The organism is Lonsdalea populi (assembly GCF_015999465.1).
Taxonomy (GTDB): domain Bacteria; phylum Pseudomonadota; class Gammaproteobacteria; order Enterobacterales; family Enterobacteriaceae; genus Lonsdalea; species Lonsdalea populi.
The window spans coordinates 3,234,811-3,253,200 of sequence record NZ_CP065534.1 but is presented as its reverse complement, the minus strand read 5'-3'; the positions used below and the strand labels follow the sequence as shown (position 1 = coordinate 3,253,200).

25 protein-coding genes and 1 pseudogene are annotated in these 18,390 nt (G+C 57.9%); 23 read left to right on the top strand and 3 right to left on the bottom strand.

The window, feature by feature from the left end:
* The first annotated feature begins 13 nt into the window (after positions 1-13).
* The 4 genes and pseudogenes from I6N93_RS14305 (at position 14) to I6N93_RS14290 (ending at position 1,800) form a co-directional block, all read left to right on the top strand.
* Positions 14-229 (top strand): hypothetical protein, encoded by a 216-nt coding sequence (locus I6N93_RS14305; RefSeq protein ID WP_085690162.1) that lies wholly within the window; start codon positions 14-16, stop codon positions 227-229.
* A gap of 50 nt (positions 230-279) precedes the next feature.
* Positions 280-449 (top strand): annotated as a pseudogene (locus I6N93_RS17305) (DinI-like family protein); the annotation flags it as partial.
* Positions 450-739: 290 nt separating this feature from the next.
* On the top strand, positions 740-958 hold the full coding sequence (locus I6N93_RS14295; RefSeq protein ID WP_085690142.1) for a multidrug ABC transporter ATPase: 219 nt from the start codon (positions 740-742) through the stop codon (positions 956-958).
* The gene (locus I6N93_RS14290; RefSeq protein WP_085690140.1) at positions 958-1,800 is read left to right on the top strand and encodes a hypothetical protein; all 843 of its coding nucleotides are present in this window, start codon (positions 958-960) and stop codon (positions 1,798-1,800) included. Before I6N93_RS14295 ends, I6N93_RS14290 begins: the two co-directional genes overlap by 1 nt.
* A 274-nt stretch (positions 1,801-2,074) precedes the next feature.
* Here the strand turns inward: I6N93_RS14290 and I6N93_RS14285 are convergent, their stop codons facing one another.
* Positions 2,075-3,109: a phage portal protein gene (locus I6N93_RS14285; protein ID WP_085690138.1), complete on the bottom strand. Its 1,035-nt coding sequence runs from the start codon at positions 3,107-3,109 to the stop codon at positions 2,075-2,077.
* A complete protein-coding gene (locus I6N93_RS14280) occupies positions 3,109-4,875 on the bottom strand; it encodes a terminase ATPase subunit family protein (RefSeq protein WP_085690136.1) in 1,767 nt (588 codons plus the stop codon). The genes I6N93_RS14285 and I6N93_RS14280 overlap by 1 nt, the downstream gene beginning before the upstream one ends.
* Before the next feature lie 141 nt (positions 4,876-5,016).
* Here I6N93_RS14280 and I6N93_RS14275 point away from each other — a divergent pair, with 141 nt between their 5' ends.
* From I6N93_RS14275 to I6N93_RS14195, 18 genes are all read left to right on the top strand, one after another.
* On the top strand, positions 5,017-5,850 hold the full coding sequence (locus I6N93_RS14275) for a GPO family capsid scaffolding protein (RefSeq protein WP_085653584.1): 834 nt from the start codon (positions 5,017-5,019) through the stop codon (positions 5,848-5,850).
* Between the two features lie 46 nt (positions 5,851-5,896).
* On the top strand, positions 5,897-7,078 hold the full coding sequence (locus tag I6N93_RS14270) for a phage major capsid protein, P2 family (RefSeq protein WP_085690134.1): 1,182 nt from the start codon (positions 5,897-5,899) through the stop codon (positions 7,076-7,078).
* A gap of 3 nt (positions 7,079-7,081) precedes the next feature.
* On the top strand, positions 7,082-7,726 hold the full coding sequence (gene gpM / locus I6N93_RS14265) for a phage terminase small subunit (RefSeq protein WP_085690132.1): 645 nt from the start codon (positions 7,082-7,084) through the stop codon (positions 7,724-7,726).
* A gap of 94 nt (positions 7,727-7,820) precedes the next feature.
* A complete protein-coding gene (locus I6N93_RS14260) occupies positions 7,821-8,285 on the top strand; it encodes a head completion/stabilization protein (RefSeq protein ID WP_085690130.1) in 465 nt (154 codons plus the stop codon).
* On the top strand, positions 8,285-8,488 hold the full coding sequence (locus tag I6N93_RS14255) for a tail protein X (protein WP_085653588.1): 204 nt from the start codon (positions 8,285-8,287) through the stop codon (positions 8,486-8,488). The genes I6N93_RS14260 and I6N93_RS14255 overlap by 1 nt, the downstream gene beginning before the upstream one ends.
* A 3-nt stretch (positions 8,489-8,491) precedes the next feature.
* Positions 8,492-8,800, top strand: a complete 309-nt coding sequence (locus tag I6N93_RS14250; protein ID WP_085653589.1) for a phage holin family protein — start codon at positions 8,492-8,494, stop codon at positions 8,798-8,800.
* 20 nt (positions 8,801-8,820) lie between these two features.
* Positions 8,821-9,363, top strand: coding sequence for a glycoside hydrolase family 108 protein (locus tag I6N93_RS14245; protein WP_085690128.1), 543 nt, complete (start codon positions 8,821-8,823; stop codon positions 9,361-9,363).
* The gene (gene lysB / locus I6N93_RS14240; RefSeq protein WP_085690126.1) at positions 9,360-9,809 is read left to right on the top strand and encodes an Rz-like lysis system protein LysB; all 450 of its coding nucleotides are present in this window, start codon (positions 9,360-9,362) and stop codon (positions 9,807-9,809) included. Before I6N93_RS14245 ends, lysB begins: the two co-directional genes overlap by 4 nt.
* Positions 9,700-9,942, top strand: coding sequence for an Rz1-like lysis system protein LysC (gene lysC / locus I6N93_RS17300; RefSeq protein ID WP_232100063.1), 243 nt, complete (start codon positions 9,700-9,702; stop codon positions 9,940-9,942). Before lysB ends, lysC begins: the two co-directional genes overlap by 110 nt.
* Positions 9,905-10,336: a phage tail protein gene (locus I6N93_RS14235; RefSeq protein WP_085690124.1), complete on the top strand. Its 432-nt coding sequence runs from the start codon at positions 9,905-9,907 to the stop codon at positions 10,334-10,336. The genes lysC and I6N93_RS14235 overlap by 38 nt, the downstream gene beginning before the upstream one ends.
* A complete protein-coding gene (locus tag I6N93_RS14230) occupies positions 10,329-10,775 on the top strand; it encodes a phage virion morphogenesis protein (RefSeq protein ID WP_085690122.1) in 447 nt (148 codons plus the stop codon). Before I6N93_RS14235 ends, I6N93_RS14230 begins: the two co-directional genes overlap by 8 nt.
* Positions 10,776-10,841: 66 nt before the next feature.
* Complete coding sequence (locus I6N93_RS14225; protein WP_085690120.1) at positions 10,842-11,402, top strand: phage baseplate assembly protein V; 561 nt, start codon at positions 10,842-10,844, stop codon at positions 11,400-11,402.
* Positions 11,402-11,749, top strand: coding sequence for a GPW/gp25 family protein (locus tag I6N93_RS14220; protein ID WP_085690119.1), 348 nt, complete (start codon positions 11,402-11,404; stop codon positions 11,747-11,749). Before I6N93_RS14225 ends, I6N93_RS14220 begins: the two co-directional genes overlap by 1 nt.
* Positions 11,746-12,654, top strand: a complete 909-nt coding sequence (locus I6N93_RS14215) for a baseplate assembly protein (RefSeq protein WP_085653596.1) — start codon at positions 11,746-11,748, stop codon at positions 12,652-12,654. Before I6N93_RS14220 ends, I6N93_RS14215 begins: the two co-directional genes overlap by 4 nt.
* Complete coding sequence (locus tag I6N93_RS14210; RefSeq protein WP_085690117.1) at positions 12,647-13,255, top strand: phage tail protein I; 609 nt, start codon at positions 12,647-12,649, stop codon at positions 13,253-13,255. The genes I6N93_RS14215 and I6N93_RS14210 overlap by 8 nt, the downstream gene beginning before the upstream one ends.
* Positions 13,252-14,229, top strand: a complete 978-nt coding sequence (locus tag I6N93_RS14205; protein ID WP_197669167.1) for a phage tail-collar fiber domain-containing protein — start codon at positions 13,252-13,254, stop codon at positions 14,227-14,229. Before I6N93_RS14210 ends, I6N93_RS14205 begins: the two co-directional genes overlap by 4 nt.
* Positions 14,229-14,825 (top strand): tail fiber assembly protein, encoded by a 597-nt coding sequence (locus tag I6N93_RS14200; protein ID WP_112093007.1) that lies wholly within the window; start codon positions 14,229-14,231, stop codon positions 14,823-14,825. The genes I6N93_RS14205 and I6N93_RS14200 overlap by 1 nt, the downstream gene beginning before the upstream one ends.
* A 267-nt stretch (positions 14,826-15,092) precedes the next feature.
* On the top strand, positions 15,093-16,211 hold the full coding sequence (locus I6N93_RS14195; protein WP_197669166.1) for a DUF3289 family protein: 1,119 nt from the start codon (positions 15,093-15,095) through the stop codon (positions 16,209-16,211).
* A 482-nt stretch (positions 16,212-16,693) separates the two neighbouring features.
* On the opposite strand, the gene I6N93_RS14190 is transcribed toward I6N93_RS14195, so the two are convergent.
* A complete protein-coding gene (locus I6N93_RS14190) occupies positions 16,694-17,110 on the bottom strand; it encodes a hypothetical protein (RefSeq protein WP_085688461.1) in 417 nt (138 codons plus the stop codon).
* Between the two features lie 103 nt (positions 17,111-17,213).
* Between I6N93_RS14190 and I6N93_RS14185 the strand changes: the two genes are divergently transcribed.
* Positions 17,214-18,386 (top strand): phage tail sheath protein, encoded by a 1,173-nt coding sequence (locus I6N93_RS14185; protein ID WP_085688459.1) that lies wholly within the window; start codon positions 17,214-17,216, stop codon positions 18,384-18,386.
* Positions 18,387-18,390: the final 4 nt, after the last annotated feature.

Sequence of the window (18,390 nt, the reverse complement as noted above, 5' to 3'; positions counted from 1 at the left end):
AATGGGAGGGAAGATGCAGGATTATTTTTTGGAGTCGTTGAAGCTCCAACGCATTGATTTTTTTATCAAGCTTGTGGCAGCGAGTGAGTGCAGCGATGAAGAAAAACATCTGGCCATCCAGTGGGTTTCTGAGATGACTGGTGAGCTTATGGCAAAAATCAGGATCTATGAATACAACCGTTCGATGGATGTTGCCAGTCAAGAGGACTCTGTATGTGTGCAGAAATAGTGAGCGATAGAAAGAAAGCTCATAGATCAGTCTGGTGACACTGAATACTTTTGAAATTAGAGCATTATCGTAATTCGCGCCCTTTATATCCAACTCAGCAATTCATATCCGCAAGGAGAGCATCACTGGTGTTGAGCTGAGTGGGTTGAAACTTGATGAAAACAAAAAGCTAATGATGGAGATTATGCAACAGGTTTGGGAAGACGACAGCTGGCTACATGATGGAACATCGTGGACGGTAAAACTGGTTTTAACCGTTCGCAAGGTTGACCGACTAGTTTTTCGAGGTGTTAGGAAATGTCTTTGTTAGTGCCTACTTCTTAATAAGAAGCACTACATGTGCTATATACAACGAGTTAAAGCAGAAATATCTTGCGTGATTAGGGGCGATGAACTTAAGTTAAGTAGCGCACCAACAGTTAAAACGATTGTCTTAGTTGTAAGGAATCAGCTGTTGTGATTGCGGGTGACGAAGTGTACACTTTCGCGCCACATAAATAAGGGGGGGTTATGTCAAGTATAGCCGCATTGAGACTGGGTAATCCAGTTGAACGTTTGGCACGGGTTCTAAAAGAGAACCAAGACAAGCTCAATCTGAGTAAAGATGGTTTTGTGTCTGTAGATTTGTCCAACGATAAAGCTATGAAAGCCATTAAAGATCAGATGGATAAGCTTGAAAGTATCAAAACGAATGCTGTCAAAGAAAAAAACTATAATAGAGCCCGATAATGGCGACATTACTTTTAGCAGTGATTTTGGTTAGCGGTTTTCTATATGTGAACCTTTCACTGTCAGCGCGATATAGATATAAGCGTTCCAACGGCTGGGACGCTTATTTTTTTGTGGCAGCATGGGGAATTGTTTTTTTCCTTACTGGTGGCTTCCTTACCTTTGTTCTTAACATTTGTGGTGGGTTTCGCTGGTTCTCCAATGCGCTGAACCTGACTCCTGATAGCTTTAACGGGATGTTATCCTCTACAACCGATAAATCCCAGCGTATCAATGAAATTAAACAGATTGCTTGGGTCGTGATTTCAATAGTACTGGCGGCCCTGTTTGGTTGGCTAAACAAGCGGCGTACTTCAAAAGGTGATCGTCGTTGGGATGCACTGGCAAAGGCTGTGGGAAATAATGCTTTTGAGTCACTTATCATGGAAGCATCAGTGCGCCAGTTCCCTATCATCACTACACTTTCATCACGCAAAATCTATGTAGGTCTAGTGACTTGCCCCGCGCTGGAGAATGGGCTGTCGGAACACCTTGAAATACTCCCTATGCTGAGCGGCTATCGTGATAAAGATGACCTCACGATAAGTATCACGACTAACTACCATCAGCATTATCTTGAAAGTGGTGTCATTAGTGGAATGTCGCACCTGAACATTCAGGATTTCCGTGTGCTGATTCCAAAAGATGAAATTGAAACTATCTCGTTCTTTGATACTGAAACGTACAACAAATTTAAAGAGGATGAAGCGCGAGACAGAAAAGACTGCCGCAAGTTGGGTGGCAAAAAGTCATCACCTCGCATGCGAAGGACTACAGACGATGCGGAACAAGGTAGTGCATGACTACACTGCATGAATTCGCACGATCGTTTGAGGATCGTTTTTGATGAGGCCCGCCAGAACTGGCGGGCTTTTTCTTATGTCATGCAGGTGCATGAAAACCACTACATAAAGCGGGCAGGCGTGGCGGGGATACGAGCGCGCGCTGTGGGGTGAAATGGTTAAAATTTGGGGGGACACCCGCAGTTTGGTAGCGTCGATCGAAGGGCGGTACAAAACAAAAAAGCGCCTCGCAGAATGCTGCTGAGACGCTGTAAGGGGGGAATTAATCGGGGAGCTAGTCTCCTTTCTGCTCCAGTATGTATGGCTGCCAGCGGATCACCTCGTCGCCAAGCCAAGCGTTTAGTTCTTCCAAACGACGTTGTAAGGGCATCAGTTCATTGCGAACAAAGACATGGCTCGCTTTCTCCACATCCCCAAATCCGCCCGCATTACTCGGCATTATCCCCATCATTTGCGGCGGCACGCGATGCGCAGCCATCATGTCATCGCGGCTGACGTTCTTGATATTCAAAAACTCATCTTTCGCGGCCACCTCGGACAGCGGGATGATCTGAATGCCGTCCTTTTTGCCGTTCGGCGAGTACATAAACAGGTTGCGGAAATTGCCCGGTCCCTTGGCGCTTTTCATCGCCTGGCGGATGTTGTTCACGTCCTCCTGATTCTGCGCCGCATCGGTCATATACATGATGAATCCCGCGTGACTGCCGTTGAGGTAATACTTGCGACGGAACAGCGTGGCCGACTCGTTCAGTAGCGTCGACGGGATGGCGGACAGGTATTCCGGCAGGCCGTAGACTTCCTGATTTAAATCCGGCTCCATCAGGTGAAAAATGCTGCCCTGGGTAAATTCGTAAGGCTCCGTCGTCAGGCCGTACTGCACAAACCAGTAGGTATCGAGATCAACGCCGCGCCGGGTGTATTTTGCCAGCGCTGGCTCCAGTGATAGCACGCCGCCGAGCCGGTTGGTGCGCTTCTCCAGATAGGCATTGCCGAACACCAGATAGTCCAGCACGAAACGGCTGAACGCCTGCTGACTGAGCAGCGGGTGCGGAATAAACGTGCTGGTCAGGATGTTACGCTTCACATTGATCGGCGAGCTGTGATGCACGGCGGCGCGGAACGTGCGCGCCAGCCCGTCGAAACTCACCGGCGGTTCATACCAGCGATCCACCTGTACGCATTCCACGTAGTCGAGCAGTTCGCGACGGTCCAGCACCGGCACCGGATCGCCGAAAGTGAAGGCTTCCGCCGCCGCGCCGTTGGTCATCGGTTGCTGCGGCGCATGCGCGCGGTTCTTACGTTTGCCCATTAAAAAATCTCCACAATGTTGCTGGTATTGGCGGCTTCGCCCTGCAGCGGTTCGTTAAATAGTGCGTGCATCGTCGCCCAGGCCAGATCGGCGTGGCTGGCTTCTTCGCTGCGGCTGGCCTCATAGGTGGGACGGTTGCCGCTGGCTGTGGTGGCGCGGCGAATGGCCATGAACGACTGCGCGATGTTGGTGTGACCGGCGTCGAACTCCAAGCGGCGATGGCTGATAATGTCGTAAGCCTTAAGCACCAGGGCGTTTTTGACGTTGGGGTTGTAGACGAACTCCCGGACGGCGGGAAAGAACGCTTTCACGTTCTCATACACGCCGTGACCGACGCCGGTCGAGTCGATGCCGATATAAGTCACGTTGTATTGCTGGGTCAGTTTCTGGATGGCCTCAGCCTGGGCGCGGAAGTCCATCCCGCGCCACTGGTGACGTTCCAGAATACGGAACTTGCCGCCCGGTACGGTCGGCGGTGCTACCACGACGCACCCGGCACTGTCGCCGTGCTGTGTGCCTTTCGCCGGGTCATATCCGATCCACACTTCGCGCCAGCCGAACGGCCGCAGCGCCAAAGCCTGAAAGTCGGCCCACACTTCCCAGCTGTCCACCATGCACGCCTGCAACTCGCTGAGCGGGAACACCGACGCCAAATCGTCGATGAATTCGCACATCAGCAGGTTCTGGTATTCGTCCGGGCTGTACTCCCTGCGCAACTGGTCGAGGTCGAACAGGTTACAGCCGCCGCGCACCGCGTCTTCTACCGTGACGATCTGCCGATATTGCCCGTCAGGACACAACAGGCCGGGGGACAGATTGCCGTGGGTCAGGTCAATGTCTACCTTGTCCGCTTTGGCGCGGCCCCGGTTGAACAGCGCGCCGGACCAGAACGGATAGGCGCTGTGGGTCAGGCTGGACGGCGTCGAGAAGTAGGTCTGACGCCATTTTTTATGGATGGCCATCCCAGACGCGACTTTGCGCAGTTCCTGAAATTTGGGGATCCAGAAATATTCGTCCAGATACAGGTTGCCGTGATAGCTCTGCGCCGTGCGGGCATTGGTGCCGAGGAAGTAAAGGCACGCGCCGTTGTTCAGCGTCATCGGGTCGCCTTTCAGCTCCACGTCGACCTCTTTGGCGAAGTCGATGATGTACTGCTTGAAGACGTGCGCCTGCGCCTTGCTGGCCGACAGGAATATCTGGTTACGCCCGGTGGTGAGCGCATCAATCAGCGCCTCGCGGGCAAAGAAAAAGGTCGCCCCAATCTGGCGCGATTTGAGCAGGTTACGGATGCGGTGACGGTTGCCGGCCTCATACCAGTGGCGCTGATAGGCAAACAGCGAGTCGTGAAAAATCGCTTGCAGCTTGTCGAGTTGCTCGTCGGTGAAAACGTTTTTTTCCGGTGCCCGACGCGGGCCTTTGTTGCGGTTGGCGACGTTCGGGTTCAGGTCGGCTTCGTTGCCGCCGTGAGTGAATTTGCCGATGCGGGCGTGCCGCTCAGACTGGCGCGCCAACAGGTCGATTTCTTTGAAGTCCTTCCCTTCTTTTTGCTCCTTCATGATGAGCTGGCAGTAACGCGCGGCGGTGGTGAGCTGCATCTGATCCAGCGGCCCATATTCTCCCCACTTGTCGCGCTTCTTCCAGCTGTGAACGGTTGCGGGTTTCTCTCCCAGCATTTCAGCAATGCGGGCGACACGGTATCCCTGAAAGTAAAGCAGCATGGCCTGCCGACGGGGATCGAGATCTGCGGGGGTCAGTGTTGAGTTCATGGCACAAGCCTACGGTCTTGATCACTGGCTTTCCCTGACGGCCGCTTGTGCCGTTAACCGCACAAGGTGCGCGCGTTGTCTCGCTCCCCCCATCACCGCAACCATAAGGCTCCAGACAGTTTTTTTAACGGAGCATGGCTCATGACAGTGAAAGCAAAGCGTTTTCGCATCGCGGTGGAAGGCGCCACGACCGATGGGCGGGTGATCTCGCGCGCCTGGATTTCGCAGATGGCGAAGAACTACGACCCGACCCTGTACGGTGCGCGCATCAACATGGAGCACATTCGCGGGTATGCCGCCGACAGTGCGTTTCGCCGGTTCGGCGACGTGGCCAAAGTGGAAGCCGAAGAGATTGGCGACGGTCCGCTAAAAGGCAAGTTGGCGTTGTATGGCTATATCGACCCGACCGATGAGCTGATCGCCATGACCCAGGCGCGGCAGAAAATTTATACCTCGATTGAAGTGAACCCGGAATTTGCGGATACCGGCGAAGCCTATCTGGTCGGCCTGGCCGTGACCGACGATCCGGCCAGCCTCGGCACCGAAATGCTGACGTTCAGCGCCAGCGCGGCGCATAACCCGCTGGCGAACCGCAAGCAGCATCCCGGCAACCTGTTTACCGCCGCAGAAGAAACGGTGATCGAGCTGGAAGAAATTCCCGACGACAAACCTTCCCTGTTTACCCGCGTCACCGCGCTGTTCACTAAAAAAGCGGAGTCCGACGACGCCCGTTTCTCTGACGTGCATAACGCCGTGGAGCTGGTCGCCACGGAGCAACAGCACCTGAGCGATCGCACCGACCAGGCCCTGACCGAACAGGCCGACCGTCTCGCCGTGCTGGAATCTTCCCTGCAAGCGCAGCAGGCCGCGTTTGCGGCACTGGAGCAAACGCTGAGCCGCGAAGACAGCCGCCAAGATGTTCGCCCCAAAACACCGGGCAGCACGGGCGCCGGCGAAGCGCTGACCGACTGCTGATAAGGCCGGCGCGCCTTTCCCTTTTACGAATCGAGAAGACAATCAGATGAAAAAAGAAACCAAATTCAAGTTCAACGCCTTCCTGACGCAGCTGGCAAAAATCAACGACGTCAGCCTGTCGGACCTGAACAGCAAGTTCACCGTCGAACCGTCGGTCACGCAGACGCTGGAGTCCAAAATTCAGGAATCCTCCGCCTTTTTGACGGAAATCAACGTAGTGCCGGTCGACGAGCAAAGCGGCGAACGTCTGGGGCTGGGGATTGGCAGCACCATCGCCGGCACCACCGATACCAGCACCAAAGAGCGTGAGCCGACCGACCCGACCTACATCGACGGTGATGGCTACAAATGCACACAGACCAACTTCGATACGGCGCTGCCTTACCCGAAACTGGATATGTGGGCGAAGTTCCAGGACTTTCAGGTGCGCATCCGCGACGCCATCGTGAAGCGTCAGGCGCTGGACCGCATCATGATCGGCTTCAACGGCGTGAAGCGTGAAAAAACCTCAAACCGGTTGCAAAACCCGCTGCTGCAGGACGTGAATATCGGCTGGCTGGAAAAAATCCGTCAGGAAAAACCCTCGCAGGTGATGAGTCAGGTGATTGCCGAAGATGGCACGGTGATTGGCGAGAAGATCACCATCGGCAAAGGCGGCGTGTTCCACAACCTCGACGCGATGGTGATGGCGGCCGTCAGCGAGAAAATTGCCGTGCAGTATCAGGACGACACCGAACTGGTGGTGATCTGCGGTCGCGAGCTGCTGGCCGACAAATATTTCCCTTTGGTCAATCAGGACCAGCCCAACAGCGAGAAAATCGCCGCCGACCTGATTATCAGTTCGAAGCGCATCGGCAATCTGCCCGCCGTACGTGCGCCTTTCTTCCCCGCCAACGCGCTGCTGATCACCCGTCTGGATAACCTGTCGATCTACTGGCAGGAAGATACCCGCCGCCGGGCGGTCATTGACAATCCGAAGCGCGATCGCGTGGAGAACTTCGAATCCGTCAATGAAGCGTATGTGGTTGAGGACTACGACTGCACCTGCCTGATCGAAAACATTGAGTTACTGGCTGCCGCTGATGCCGACCCCCATGAAGCGCTGAGCGATGCCGAGATTGAACGCATCGCGACGGTGGCGGCCAGCGTGGTCAAGTCCATGAATGCAGAGCCGGAAACTGTCGCAGCGGAAACACCCATCGCGGGCAGCAGTGAAAGCGGAGCGTGATCCGTGACGAATCCCTTTCGTACCCATACCCGTTTTATCCAGGCAAAGGAGGCCGCCCGACAGGGCGGCAGTGTTGGCCACGCGACCGGCTATGACCTGATGCTGCCGCAACTGGCGGAAGATCGCCGCCGCCTGAAAGGCGTCCAGTCCACGGTCAAAAAGGCCGAACTCAAGGTCGAGCTGCTGCCGAAGTACGCCGCCTGGGCCGAGGGCGTACTGACGGCCGGCGGCACGCAGCAGGATGACGTGTTGATGTTCGTGATGCTGTGGCGCATTGACGCCGGGGACTATGCCGGCGCGCTCGCCATCGGGCGTCACGCGCTGCGCCACGGCTGGGTGATGCCGATCGGCAACCGGAACGTGCAAACCGTGCTGGTCGAGGAGATCGCCGACGCGGCGCAACACGCCCTGGTCGCCTCGGCCGCTTTCGACGCCGACCTGCTGCTGCAAACGCTGGACCTGACGGACGGGCTGGATATGCCGGACCAGTCGCGGGCGCGATTGCACAAAGCCCTCGGCGGCGTGCTGAGCGACAGCCATCCGGCCGCGGCCCTCAATCACCTCACCCATGCGCTGCAACTCGATCCCCGCTGCGGCGTGAAAAAAGACAAACAGCAGTTGGAGCGCAAACTGCGCAACGACCGCTAACGGAACGTGCCCCGCGCACGGGCGGCACGGGGTGGCGACAGGCAGCGCCGCATCAAAACCCCGTTCACCGCCCCCTTATTCAGGAGAAAGCCGCATGAAGTTTGTTGCGCCCGAACCGGCGCCGGAACAGGCGGAGACCATCGAAAACACGCCGTTCTGGCCGGACGTGGATCTGTCGGCATTTCGCAGCGTGATGCGCATCGACGGCACCATGACGCCGCCGCGTCTAAAGCAGGTGGTGCTCACCGCCATGTCGGAGGTCAACGCGGAACTGTTCGACTTCCGCCAACGCCAGCAAAGGCAGGGGTATCTCACGTTGGCCGCCGTGCCAGCCGAGGTGCTGGACGGCAACAGCGTGCGCCTACAGCACTACCAGAACGCCGTGTTTTGCTGGGCGCGCGCCGTGCTGAATGAACGTTATCAGGACTACGACGCCACGGCGTCCGGCGTCAAGCGCGGCGAGGAACTGGCGGAAGCCAGCGGCGAGCTGTGGCGCGATGCGCGCTGGGCGATCAGCCGGGTGCAGGATGCGCCGCACTGCACGGTCGAGCTGATCTGATGAAAGTGCATGCGCAGCAGTATGACACGGTCGACGCCCTGTGCTGGCGCTACTACGGGCGCACGCAAGGCATGACCGAGCAGGTGTTGAACGCTAATCCGGGGCTGGCTGAGCACGGCCCCTTTTTACCTCACGGCCTGTGGGTGGAGCTTCCCGACGTGGTGTCGGCGCCCGTTCAGCAGACCGTACGACTCTGGGACTGAATCATGAATGAACCTGAAAAAAACATTTTGTCGCTGTTCATCATCGGCGTGTTGATCGCCTGCGGCAAAGTGCTGGCCGGCGGCGAACCGGTCACCCTGCGCCTGTTTGTCGGCCGCGTGTTGCTGGGCGGCTTCGTCTCCATGATCGCGGGCGTGGCGCTGGTGCAGTTTCCCGACCTGTCACCGGTCGCCATCAACGGCATCGGCGCGGCGCTGGGGATCGCCGGTTATCAAACCGTAGAGCTGATTATCCAGCGGCGCGCCAAGCGCTGGAGCGACGGCAATCCCTCCGGCAACGGCCCGGCGGAATAATCCATCAAGGAGCATCAGCCATGACAGCGACAGACATCTTTAATGCCATCCTCTCCCGCGAAGGGGGCTATGTCGATCACCCGGCGGACAAGGGCGGCCCGACGCACTGGGGCGTGACCGAAGCGGTGGCACGAGCGCACGGGTATCAGGGCGAGATGCGCGCCCTGACGCGCGACGCGGCGCTGGCGATCTACGAGGCGGATTACTGGTACGGCCCGCGCTATGACCAGGTGGCGGAGGTGTCGCCCGCTATCGCCGCGGAGCTGTGCGATACCGGCATCAACATGGGGCCGGGCGTATCAACGCGCTGGCTCCAGCGCTGGCTGACGGCGTTGAACGACGGCGGCCGCCTTTACCCGGACCTGCAGCCGGACGGCAATATCGGCCCGCGGACCCTCACCGCCTTACGTCAGTATCTGGATGCGCGCGGGGCCGACGGTCATCGCGTCTTGCTGCGCGCGCTGAACTGCAGCCAGGGCGCCCGCTATCTGGAGCTGGCCGAGCAGCGCGCCGCCAACGAGGCGTTTTTGTATGGCTGGGTGCGCGAGCGGGTCACGCTATGACGGCGTTCTCCTGGCTACTGTCCCACTGGCGCGCCGTCGTCCTCGGTCTGCTGGCCGTGGCGCTGGGGATGCAGTCCTGGCGACTGCACCACATACAGATGATTGCCGATCGGCAGTCGATGACGCTGACGGTACAACGCGCGGCGCTGGATGAACGCGAGCGCCAGCTGCGGGAATTAAACGCGCTGGCCGAACGTAACGACAAAGCACAGGCCCGGCTGCGCGCGCTGGCCGCTGATACCCAGACGGCGCTGGCCGCCCGACAAAAAACCATAGCGAGGTTAACCCGTGAAAATGAAGAGGTGCGGCGCTGGGCTGATGCTCGGCTGCCTGCTGATGTTGTCCGGCTGCGCCAGCGTCCCGCCCTCGCCGGCGGTCACGCTTACCGTCAATGGCTGTCCCAGGCTGACGCCCTGCCGGTTTCCGGCGGCCAGCCCGCAGACTAACGGCGATCTGAATAACCAACTGGACGCCACCGAAGCCGCGCTGGCCCTGTGCGCGGATCAGGTGGATATCATCCTTGCCTGTCAGGAGTCCTTCGATGCAAAAACCGCCCTCGCTGCGCCGCGCCCTGACTGAGGCGGTGCCGGCCATCAGTGCTAACCCTGAGTGCCTGCACCTGTTCGTCGACAACGGCGCGGTGATCGGCACGCTGGCGCCGTCGCTCTCCTGGGAGTATCGCTACACGCTGAATATGGTCATTACCGATTTTGCCGGCGACCAGAATCTGCTGATGGCGCCTATCCTGCACTGGCTGCGGGAGCATCAGCCGGATGCGCTGGCCTCCCCGGACAGTCGCGACCCGGCGTTGAGCTTCGAGGTCGATATCCTCAATCACCAAAGCTGCGATCTCAGTATCAACCTGAAACTGACGGAACGGGTGCTGATCAGCGAACGGGATGGTGCCCAGATGGTGGCCGCTATCCCAGAGCCGGCACCGTTCGAAGAATGCTGGACGGTGCCGCATGGCTGACACGCAGCGTCTGGACGAATGGCTGACGGCGCTGTTGACCCGGCTGTCGGCCGGCGAACGTAAAACGCTGATGCGTGAGGTGGCGCGTACGCTGCGCCAACAGCAACAGGCCCGCATCCGCCTGCAAAAAAATCCCGACGGCACCGCCTACGCGCCGCGACGCGCGACGTCACGCCACAAAACCGGGCGGATCCGCCGTCAGATGTTCAGCAAGCTGCGCACGGCCAAATACCTGAAAGCCACCGCCTCGGCCGATGTGGCCGGTGTGGAATTTACCGGCGCGGTGCAGCGCATTGCCCGCGTGCATCACTATGGCCTGCGGGATCGGGTCCGACCGGGCGGCGCGGTGGTCCAGTACGAACAACGGCAGTTGCTGGGGCTGGAGGAACAGCAGACCCGGCTCATCGCCGATAAGATAGTCGCCCACCTTGGCCGCTAAATTGTCTCTTGCACCGCACAATGGCCGACCGGTGAGGGATCGCGGTATTGCTGGCAGGCTGTCCTCATGAATGAACAACTCACTGAAATCATGCGCCTGCTGCTGAACATCGTGCGCACCGGCGTTATCACGGACGTGGATAACACGCGCTGGCTGTGTCGGGTTCAAACCGGCAACCTGCAAACCGGCTGGCTCAACTGGCTGACCACGCGCGCCGGCACGGCCCGCACCTGGTGGAAACCGTCGCCGGGCGAACAGGTATTGCTGCTGAGTCTCGGCGGCGAACTCACCACGGCCTTTGTGTTGCCAGCCATCTTCTCCTCGGAAAACCCGCCGCCATCGACCTCGGATGAGGCGCTGGTGACGCTGTTTCCCGACGGCGGCCACTTCGAATACGAGCCGGAAAACGGTCGCCTGCTGATCCGCGGCATTAAAAGCGTGGCGATTGAGGCGGCCGATAGCATCGCGTTGACCACCGGACAGCTGACCATTGACGCGGGCCAGACCACCATCAACGGCCCCGTTACGCACTCCGGCGGCGCGATGAGTTCTAACGGCGTGGTGGTTCACACCCACGTTCATAGCGGAGTACTGCCCGGCCCCGGCCCCACCGGAGGACCGATGTAATGCGGTATCTCGGCATGGCACAACGCACCGGCCAGCGGGTCACGGACAGCGATCATTTGCGCCAGTCGATGCGCGATATTCTGATGACGCCCATCGGCTCCCGGCTGGCCCGACGCGAATACGGCTCGCTGCTGTCGGCGCTGATCGACCAGCCCCAAAATAACGCGACGCGCCTGCAGGTGATGTCCGCCATCTACACCGCGCTGAACCGCTGGGAGCCGCGCGTCCGTTTGAGTGCCGTCCAGTTGCACACCGGCTTTGACGGGAGTCTGGCAGTCGAGCTGACCGGTGAACTGACTGACGGCCAGTCGCTGAGCCTGTCCATTCCGGTAGGGAGTAACGCATGAGCCTGATTGACCTGTCCCAACTGCCGGCCCCGGCTATCGTCGAAGTACCCGACTTTGACACCGTGTTTAACGCGCGCAAAGCAGCCTTACTGGCGCTGTATCCCGAGGATGAACAGGCGGCGGTCGCCGCGACGCTGGCGCTGGAATCGGAGCCGATGGTGAAGCTGCTGCAGGAAAACGCCTACCGGGAGATCCTACTGCTGCAACGCATCAACGAAACCGCCAAAGCCTGCATGGTGGCCTATGCGCTGGGCAGCGATCTGGACCAGTTGGCCGCCAACGTCAACGTGCAGCGCCTGACCGTGACGCCGGCGGATACGTCATCCATCCCGCCCGTCGACGCCGTGATGGAAAGCGACGACGACCTGCGCCAGCGGATCCCCGCCGCATTCGAGGGGCTGAGCGTAGCCGGACCGACCGGCGCCTATGAGTTTCATGCGCTGAGCGCCGACGGGCGCGTCTCCGATGCCAGCGCCATCAGTCCAGCCCCGGCGGCGGTGACCGTCACTGTGTTATCACGCGAAGGAGACGGCACCGCCTCGGACGACCTGCTGGCCGTCGTCAGTCAGGCGTTGAACGATGAGGCGGTGCGCCCGGTGGCCGATCGGGTCACGGTGCAAACGGCCACGATTATCGCTTACGCGGTGGAGGCCCGGCTCTATCTCTATCCGGGACCGGAGGCCGAACCCGTTCGTGCCGCAGCGCAGACGCGACTGCAAAGTTACATCACCGCCCAGCGCCGGCTGGGCCGAGATATCCGGCTTTCCGCGCTGTATGCCGCCCTGCATGTGGAGGGCGTGCAGCGGGTGGAACTGCTGTCGCCGACGGCCGACGTGGTGCTGGACAGCACCCAGGCCGCCTACTGCACCGGCTGGCAGGTGTTAACCGGAGGCAGCGATGAATAACAGCCTGCTGCCGCCCGGATCGTCCATGCTGGAGCGCCGACTTGCTAAGGCGTGCGGCGATATCAGCGCGTTGTCGGTCCCTGTCCGCCAACTGTGGAACCCGGACGCCTGCCCGGCGTCGTTCCTGCCTTATCTCGCCTGGGCTTTTTCGGTCGATCGCTGGGATGAGCAATGGCCGGAGACGGTGAAACGCCAGGTGATCAAAGACGCCTACTTTGTGCATCGGCACAAGGGAACGCTCGGCGCGCTGCGGCGCGTCGTGGAACCCTTCGGTTATCTGATCCGTATCGACGAGTGGTGGCAAACGGGCGGCCAGCCCGGCACGTTCCGGCTCGATATCGGCGTGCAGGAGCAAGGGATCAGCGAGGAGACCTACACCGAACTGGAGCGGTTGATTGCCGGTGCCAGACCATGCAGTCGGCACCTGACAGGACTGTCTATCACCCTCGACGCCTACGGCGCTTTACCGGTAGCCGCCGCCTGCTACAGCGGCGACGAGCTGACCGTTTACCCCTATACCCCTGAAACTATCACCGTGAGCGGGCCAGGCTATACCGCCGCAGCGGTGCAACTCATTGACCTAATGGAAGTGCGCGTATGACGACAAAATACTTTGCCCTGCTGACCCATCAGGGCGCGGCCCGGCTGGCGAACGCCGCCGCCCTGGGCAATCAGGTGCCGATCACCCAGATGGCCGTCGGCGATGGCGGCGGCACGCTGCCGACACCCGACCCGGCGCAGACCACGCTTATCGGCGAAAAACGGCGGGCGGCGTTGAACGCGCTAACTATTGATGCGGCCAACAGCAGCCAGATTATCGCCGAGCAGATCATCCCCGAAAACGAGGGCGGATTCTGGATCCGCGAGATTGGCCTGTTCGACGCCGACGGGGTGATGATTGCCGTCGCCAACTGCGCGGAAACCTACAAGCCACAGTTGCAGGAAGGCAGCGGCCGCACCCAGACCGTGCGCATGATCCTCATCGTCAACAGCACCGACGCCGTGACGCTGAAAATCGACCCGTCGGTGGTGCTGGCGACGCGTCAGTACGTGGACGATAAGGCGATTGAGGTGAAGGGCTATGCGGATAGCCTGCTGGCCGCGCATTTGGCCGCCACGCATCCCCACCCGCAGTACCTTAAAACTGCCGATATCGATCGCTACCTTCCAGTCGGCGTTCCGCAGCCGTGGCCGCAGGCAACCCCGCCCCAGGGCTGGCTGAAATGCAATGGCGCGCCCTTTGATAAGGCGGAATATCCGACGCTGGCCATGGCGTACCCTTCCGGCAATTTGCCTGATTTACGCGGCGAGTTTATCCGTGGCTGGGATGATGGCAGGGGTCTCGACAGCGGTCGTGACCTGCTCAGTATGCAGGAAGCGAGCTGGATACAGGCCAATATTGAGGCGAATACAGAAGCGGCCGCCATTGGTTTTGGTAACAGCGAGCGTCCCTTTAATACGGGTGAAACCGGCGCGGCAAGTTCATTGTCCTTAGGAAGTAATCATGGTTCTCGGGGACGCGCCTATGTTCGCCCCCGTAACGTGTCATTTAACTATATTGTGAGGGCGGCATGATGGCGAAAGCGGTACTGAATAACCACGGCATTGCTACCCGAGCCGGTGACATTACTGTCTATAACTTTGACGGCGACACGCGCGAATATCGGTCTTCTTCCGTCGAGTATCTCGCCGTGGGCGTGGGTATTCCCGCGAACTCTTGCAGCGATGCGCCGGGCAATATGAAAGCCGGTTTTGCCGTTTGCCGCACGGTCGGCGCAGATAAGTGGGAATATGTTCCCGACCACCGAGGCGAAACGGTGTATGACAAAATCAGCGGTTTGCCTGTTGAAATCACCGTACCGGGCGATTATCCCGACAACGTGACGGCCATCGCCCCCTCAACGCCTTACGACACCTGGAACGGCAACCAATGGGTCATTGATGAGGACGCCTTAAAACGCGGCCAGGTACAGGACGCCGAGCAGAAAAAAACGACGCTTCTGGCGGCGGCGAAAGGCGCTATCAACCTGTGGCAGACTGAATTACAGCTTGGCCTTATCAGTGACGAGGACAAAGCCCGCCTGATTGCCTGGATGAAATACATTCAGACCTTGCAATCCATTGATACGTCAACCGCGCCGGATATCACCTGGCCGGATGAACCTGAGTAATGCCGCAGTCGGTAGCGAAAACCAGCTTGAACGATTGATCGCTCATACCGATCGAAATCGAGAAATCGATCTTTAGAAACGTTTATAAAATAAACAGCCCTGATGTCATCATGAGTCTGCATACTAAAAACACATGCCGACACCAGGGAAAATTAAACCGCCGAATTCGGCGGTTTTTTCGTGGCATATCGTTCATTTACATAACAATAAGCGGCGCATAGAATATCCGCGCGCCACAAGGATGAATCCATTTACAGGGAATGAAACATGCTGATCACCAAGCGTATTGATGAACTGACGCCGGAGGAATTTACCCGCATCCTGCCGCCCGAAAAAGGCAGTGCGCTGGATGCCAGAACCGTCGTATTAGGCTCGCAAGAGCACGCCTGTTGTTCATTGACGGCGGGCACCTTAGACATCAACGCCCACCGCGATTTCGCCAATGCCGTCCGGAATGCCTATGACCGCGCCAGGGTGAATGCGCCGGCACAGAAAGCGGGTTGGGGATTTGCGCCCCGACCTGCCACGCCGCGAACCGAACCCGAGCCGACGCTCAAGGTCACCGAAGTCACCGACACCACCAGTGCGACGCGGATTGATCTCCCCATTTTGGTGTACGAGACTAAGCGAAAGCCGGGATTAAACGCCGATGGAACGCCGGCGGCGGATATGCTTTACGGTGATATGACCAAAGAAGAAATCACCGCCATTCCCACCTATATGCATACGCACATGTTTGACGTGGATGACTGGATGGTTGACTTCGAGTCCCCTGATATTTTCTTTTATAAATTCAGAGAAATGGCAACGAGCCTTTTTTCTACGGGGGAACTGGAGATGGTCATCTTGGCGATGATCGCCAAATTCCAAAAGAAGGAAGGCGGAGAGTTCAGGCACCCCGCTCTGACACGCGCGGTGCGCGCTCATCCAGATACTCAAGCGTTTGTTACCACGTTGTTGAGCGGTATAAACGGGACAATTCTATTAAAAAAGGGCGAAATTAATGCTTTGCCTCTGGAAGAATGGATGCAGCCGTATAAAAAAGAAAATGAAAATAAGTTACGTCCTCCAGCCTTCCATAGAACTTCAGATATTATCGGGGGATTGACTATGTCAATTAACGATGTCTGGGCAGCTAAAGCAGAACTGGTTAAGTATGACCGCGTAGGACGCTTTTATACCGGTAAGGTTCGCGTCACGTTCTACGACCATTTTGGGTTAGATATTCCAGACATCGGCCCCGATCCGACCAACGGCTCTATAAAAAAATATGGCATGCTTGTAGGGTTCCGAGGCTGGTTTATCCTGCAACATATGAAGCAGTTCGGGTATAAACCATTCATCACCGTTATGGAAATGGACTACCCCATAAAGGGAACGTTATGAATTTTACCTTTGCTTTTCTGGTTGTGAATTACCTCATCCTGGTCGTGGGACGACTTTATCAATTCGATGAAGACTCCTTTTTGTACATGCACTATTCCACGATGCTGCCGTTGATGTTAGTCCTGAGTCCTGTATCTACGCTTATCTTTCTACGCCGTCGATTTGCTCATAAATGGCGTTTCGTGGGATGGAATACATTTCTATATGCTTTTACATTGCTATGGATTAATTATATTGGCCCGGTTTCAGCCTATTTGTCTTTTTCTACACCGACTATTAAATTAACTGAAAACAAACTTCATTATGTGATAAACAATCCGCCTAAAGGGCAACAAGCACTCATTGACTTGATTATGAATTACTTCAAACAACATCCTTTTGATAAGAATGGTGATGAATACTCTGCTGTTTTTTATGAGAAAAGTGTAGATTCTCCACTCAGTGGTAAGAGGCCGTTAGCTCACTGGTGGGATCAATCCATGTTAACCGAATATCAGAAATACCAAGATACAGGAGACCACGAAATAGCCGTCATGACATTCTATAATAAAAAAAATGACAAAGATCTCAACGGTATAACAGAGTTTTGGCTCTACAATGACTACGCACATCGCTGTAATGGAGAGCCATCTGAAGCGAATATCGTTTATATTAAACCCGATGGTTCTCGCCGCCTTATCTGCGATTAACCCCAGCGTGACGCAGAGCACCTCTTTCAGCGCCGCTTTGAGACTCGGCAGCGGATCGATATGCAGGGGAATAGCCTGCTCCGCCTGCCGATGTACCGCCATCCAGCCGTCATCGTTAAATACCGCATAGCTATCCACCGGGCAGTCGACCAGACTGTCCTCGGCATCCAGCACATCAATCGTCACGCCCAACATATCCACTTCACGCATCCTTGCCTCTTCGATTGTGTCATTCCTGATACAGCCCCGAAGGGGTGCGCGGTGTTGCCGTGTCTTTCACCATACCAGAACTCATTTAGCGGAGATCTGATCTATGGCGCAAGATTATCATCACGGCGTGCGCGTGGTTGAAATCAACGAAGGCACCCGCCCCATCCAGACCGTTTCGACGGCCATCGTCGGTATGGTATGTACCGCCGACGATGCCGACGCGACGACCTTTCCCCTCAATAAACCGGTCTTGCTGACCGACGTCGTGACGGCCAGCGGCAAGGCGGGCGAGTCCGGCACGCTGGCCCGCGCACTGGATGCAATTGGCGATCAGGCCAAACCGGTGACGGTGGTCGTGCGTGTCGCGCAGGGAGACAGCGAGGCGGAGACCACCTCCAACATCATCGGCGGCGTCACCGCCGACGGCAAAAAGACCGGCATGAAAGCCCTGCTGGCCACCCAGGGACAGCTCGGCGTCAAACCCCGCATCCTCGGCGTACCCGGCCACGACAATCAGGCGGTGGCCGCCGAACTGGCGAGCGTCGCTCAGAGCCTGCGCGCCTTTTCCTACATCAGCGCCTACGGCTGCAACACGGTGGAAGCAGCGATCGCCTACCGCGCTCATTTCAGCCAGCGCGAACTGATGCTGATTTGGCCGGACTTCATCGCCTGGGATACGGTCGCCAATGCCGACGCGTCCGCCTGGGCGACCGCGCGCGCGCTGGGCCTGCGGGCCAAAATCGACGAGCAAACCGGCTGGCATAAAACCCTGTCTAACGTCGGCGTCAACGGCGTGACCGGCATTTCCGCCGATGTGTTCTGGGACCTGCAAGATCCGGCGACCGATGCGGGCCTGCTGAACCAGAACGACGTCACCACGCTGATCCGTAAAGACGGCTTTCGCTTTTGGGGGTCGCGCACCTGCAGCGACGATCCGCTGTTCGCCTTCGAGTCCTACACCCGCACCGCCCAGGTGCTGGCCGACACGATGGCCGAAGCGCACATGTGGGCCAGCGACAAACCGCTGACGCCCTCGCTGGCCCGCGACATTATCGAGGGTATCCGCGCCAAGCTGCGCGAAATGACCACTAACGGCTATCTGCTTGGCGGCGACTGCTGGATTGATGAAGCGGCCAACACCAAAGACACGCTGAAAGCCGGCACGCTGACCCTCGACTACGACTACACGCCGGTTCCGCCGCTGGAAAACCTGATGCTGCGCCAGCGCATCACGGACAGCTATCTCATCGACTTCACCAGCCAGGTCAACAGCTAAGGGG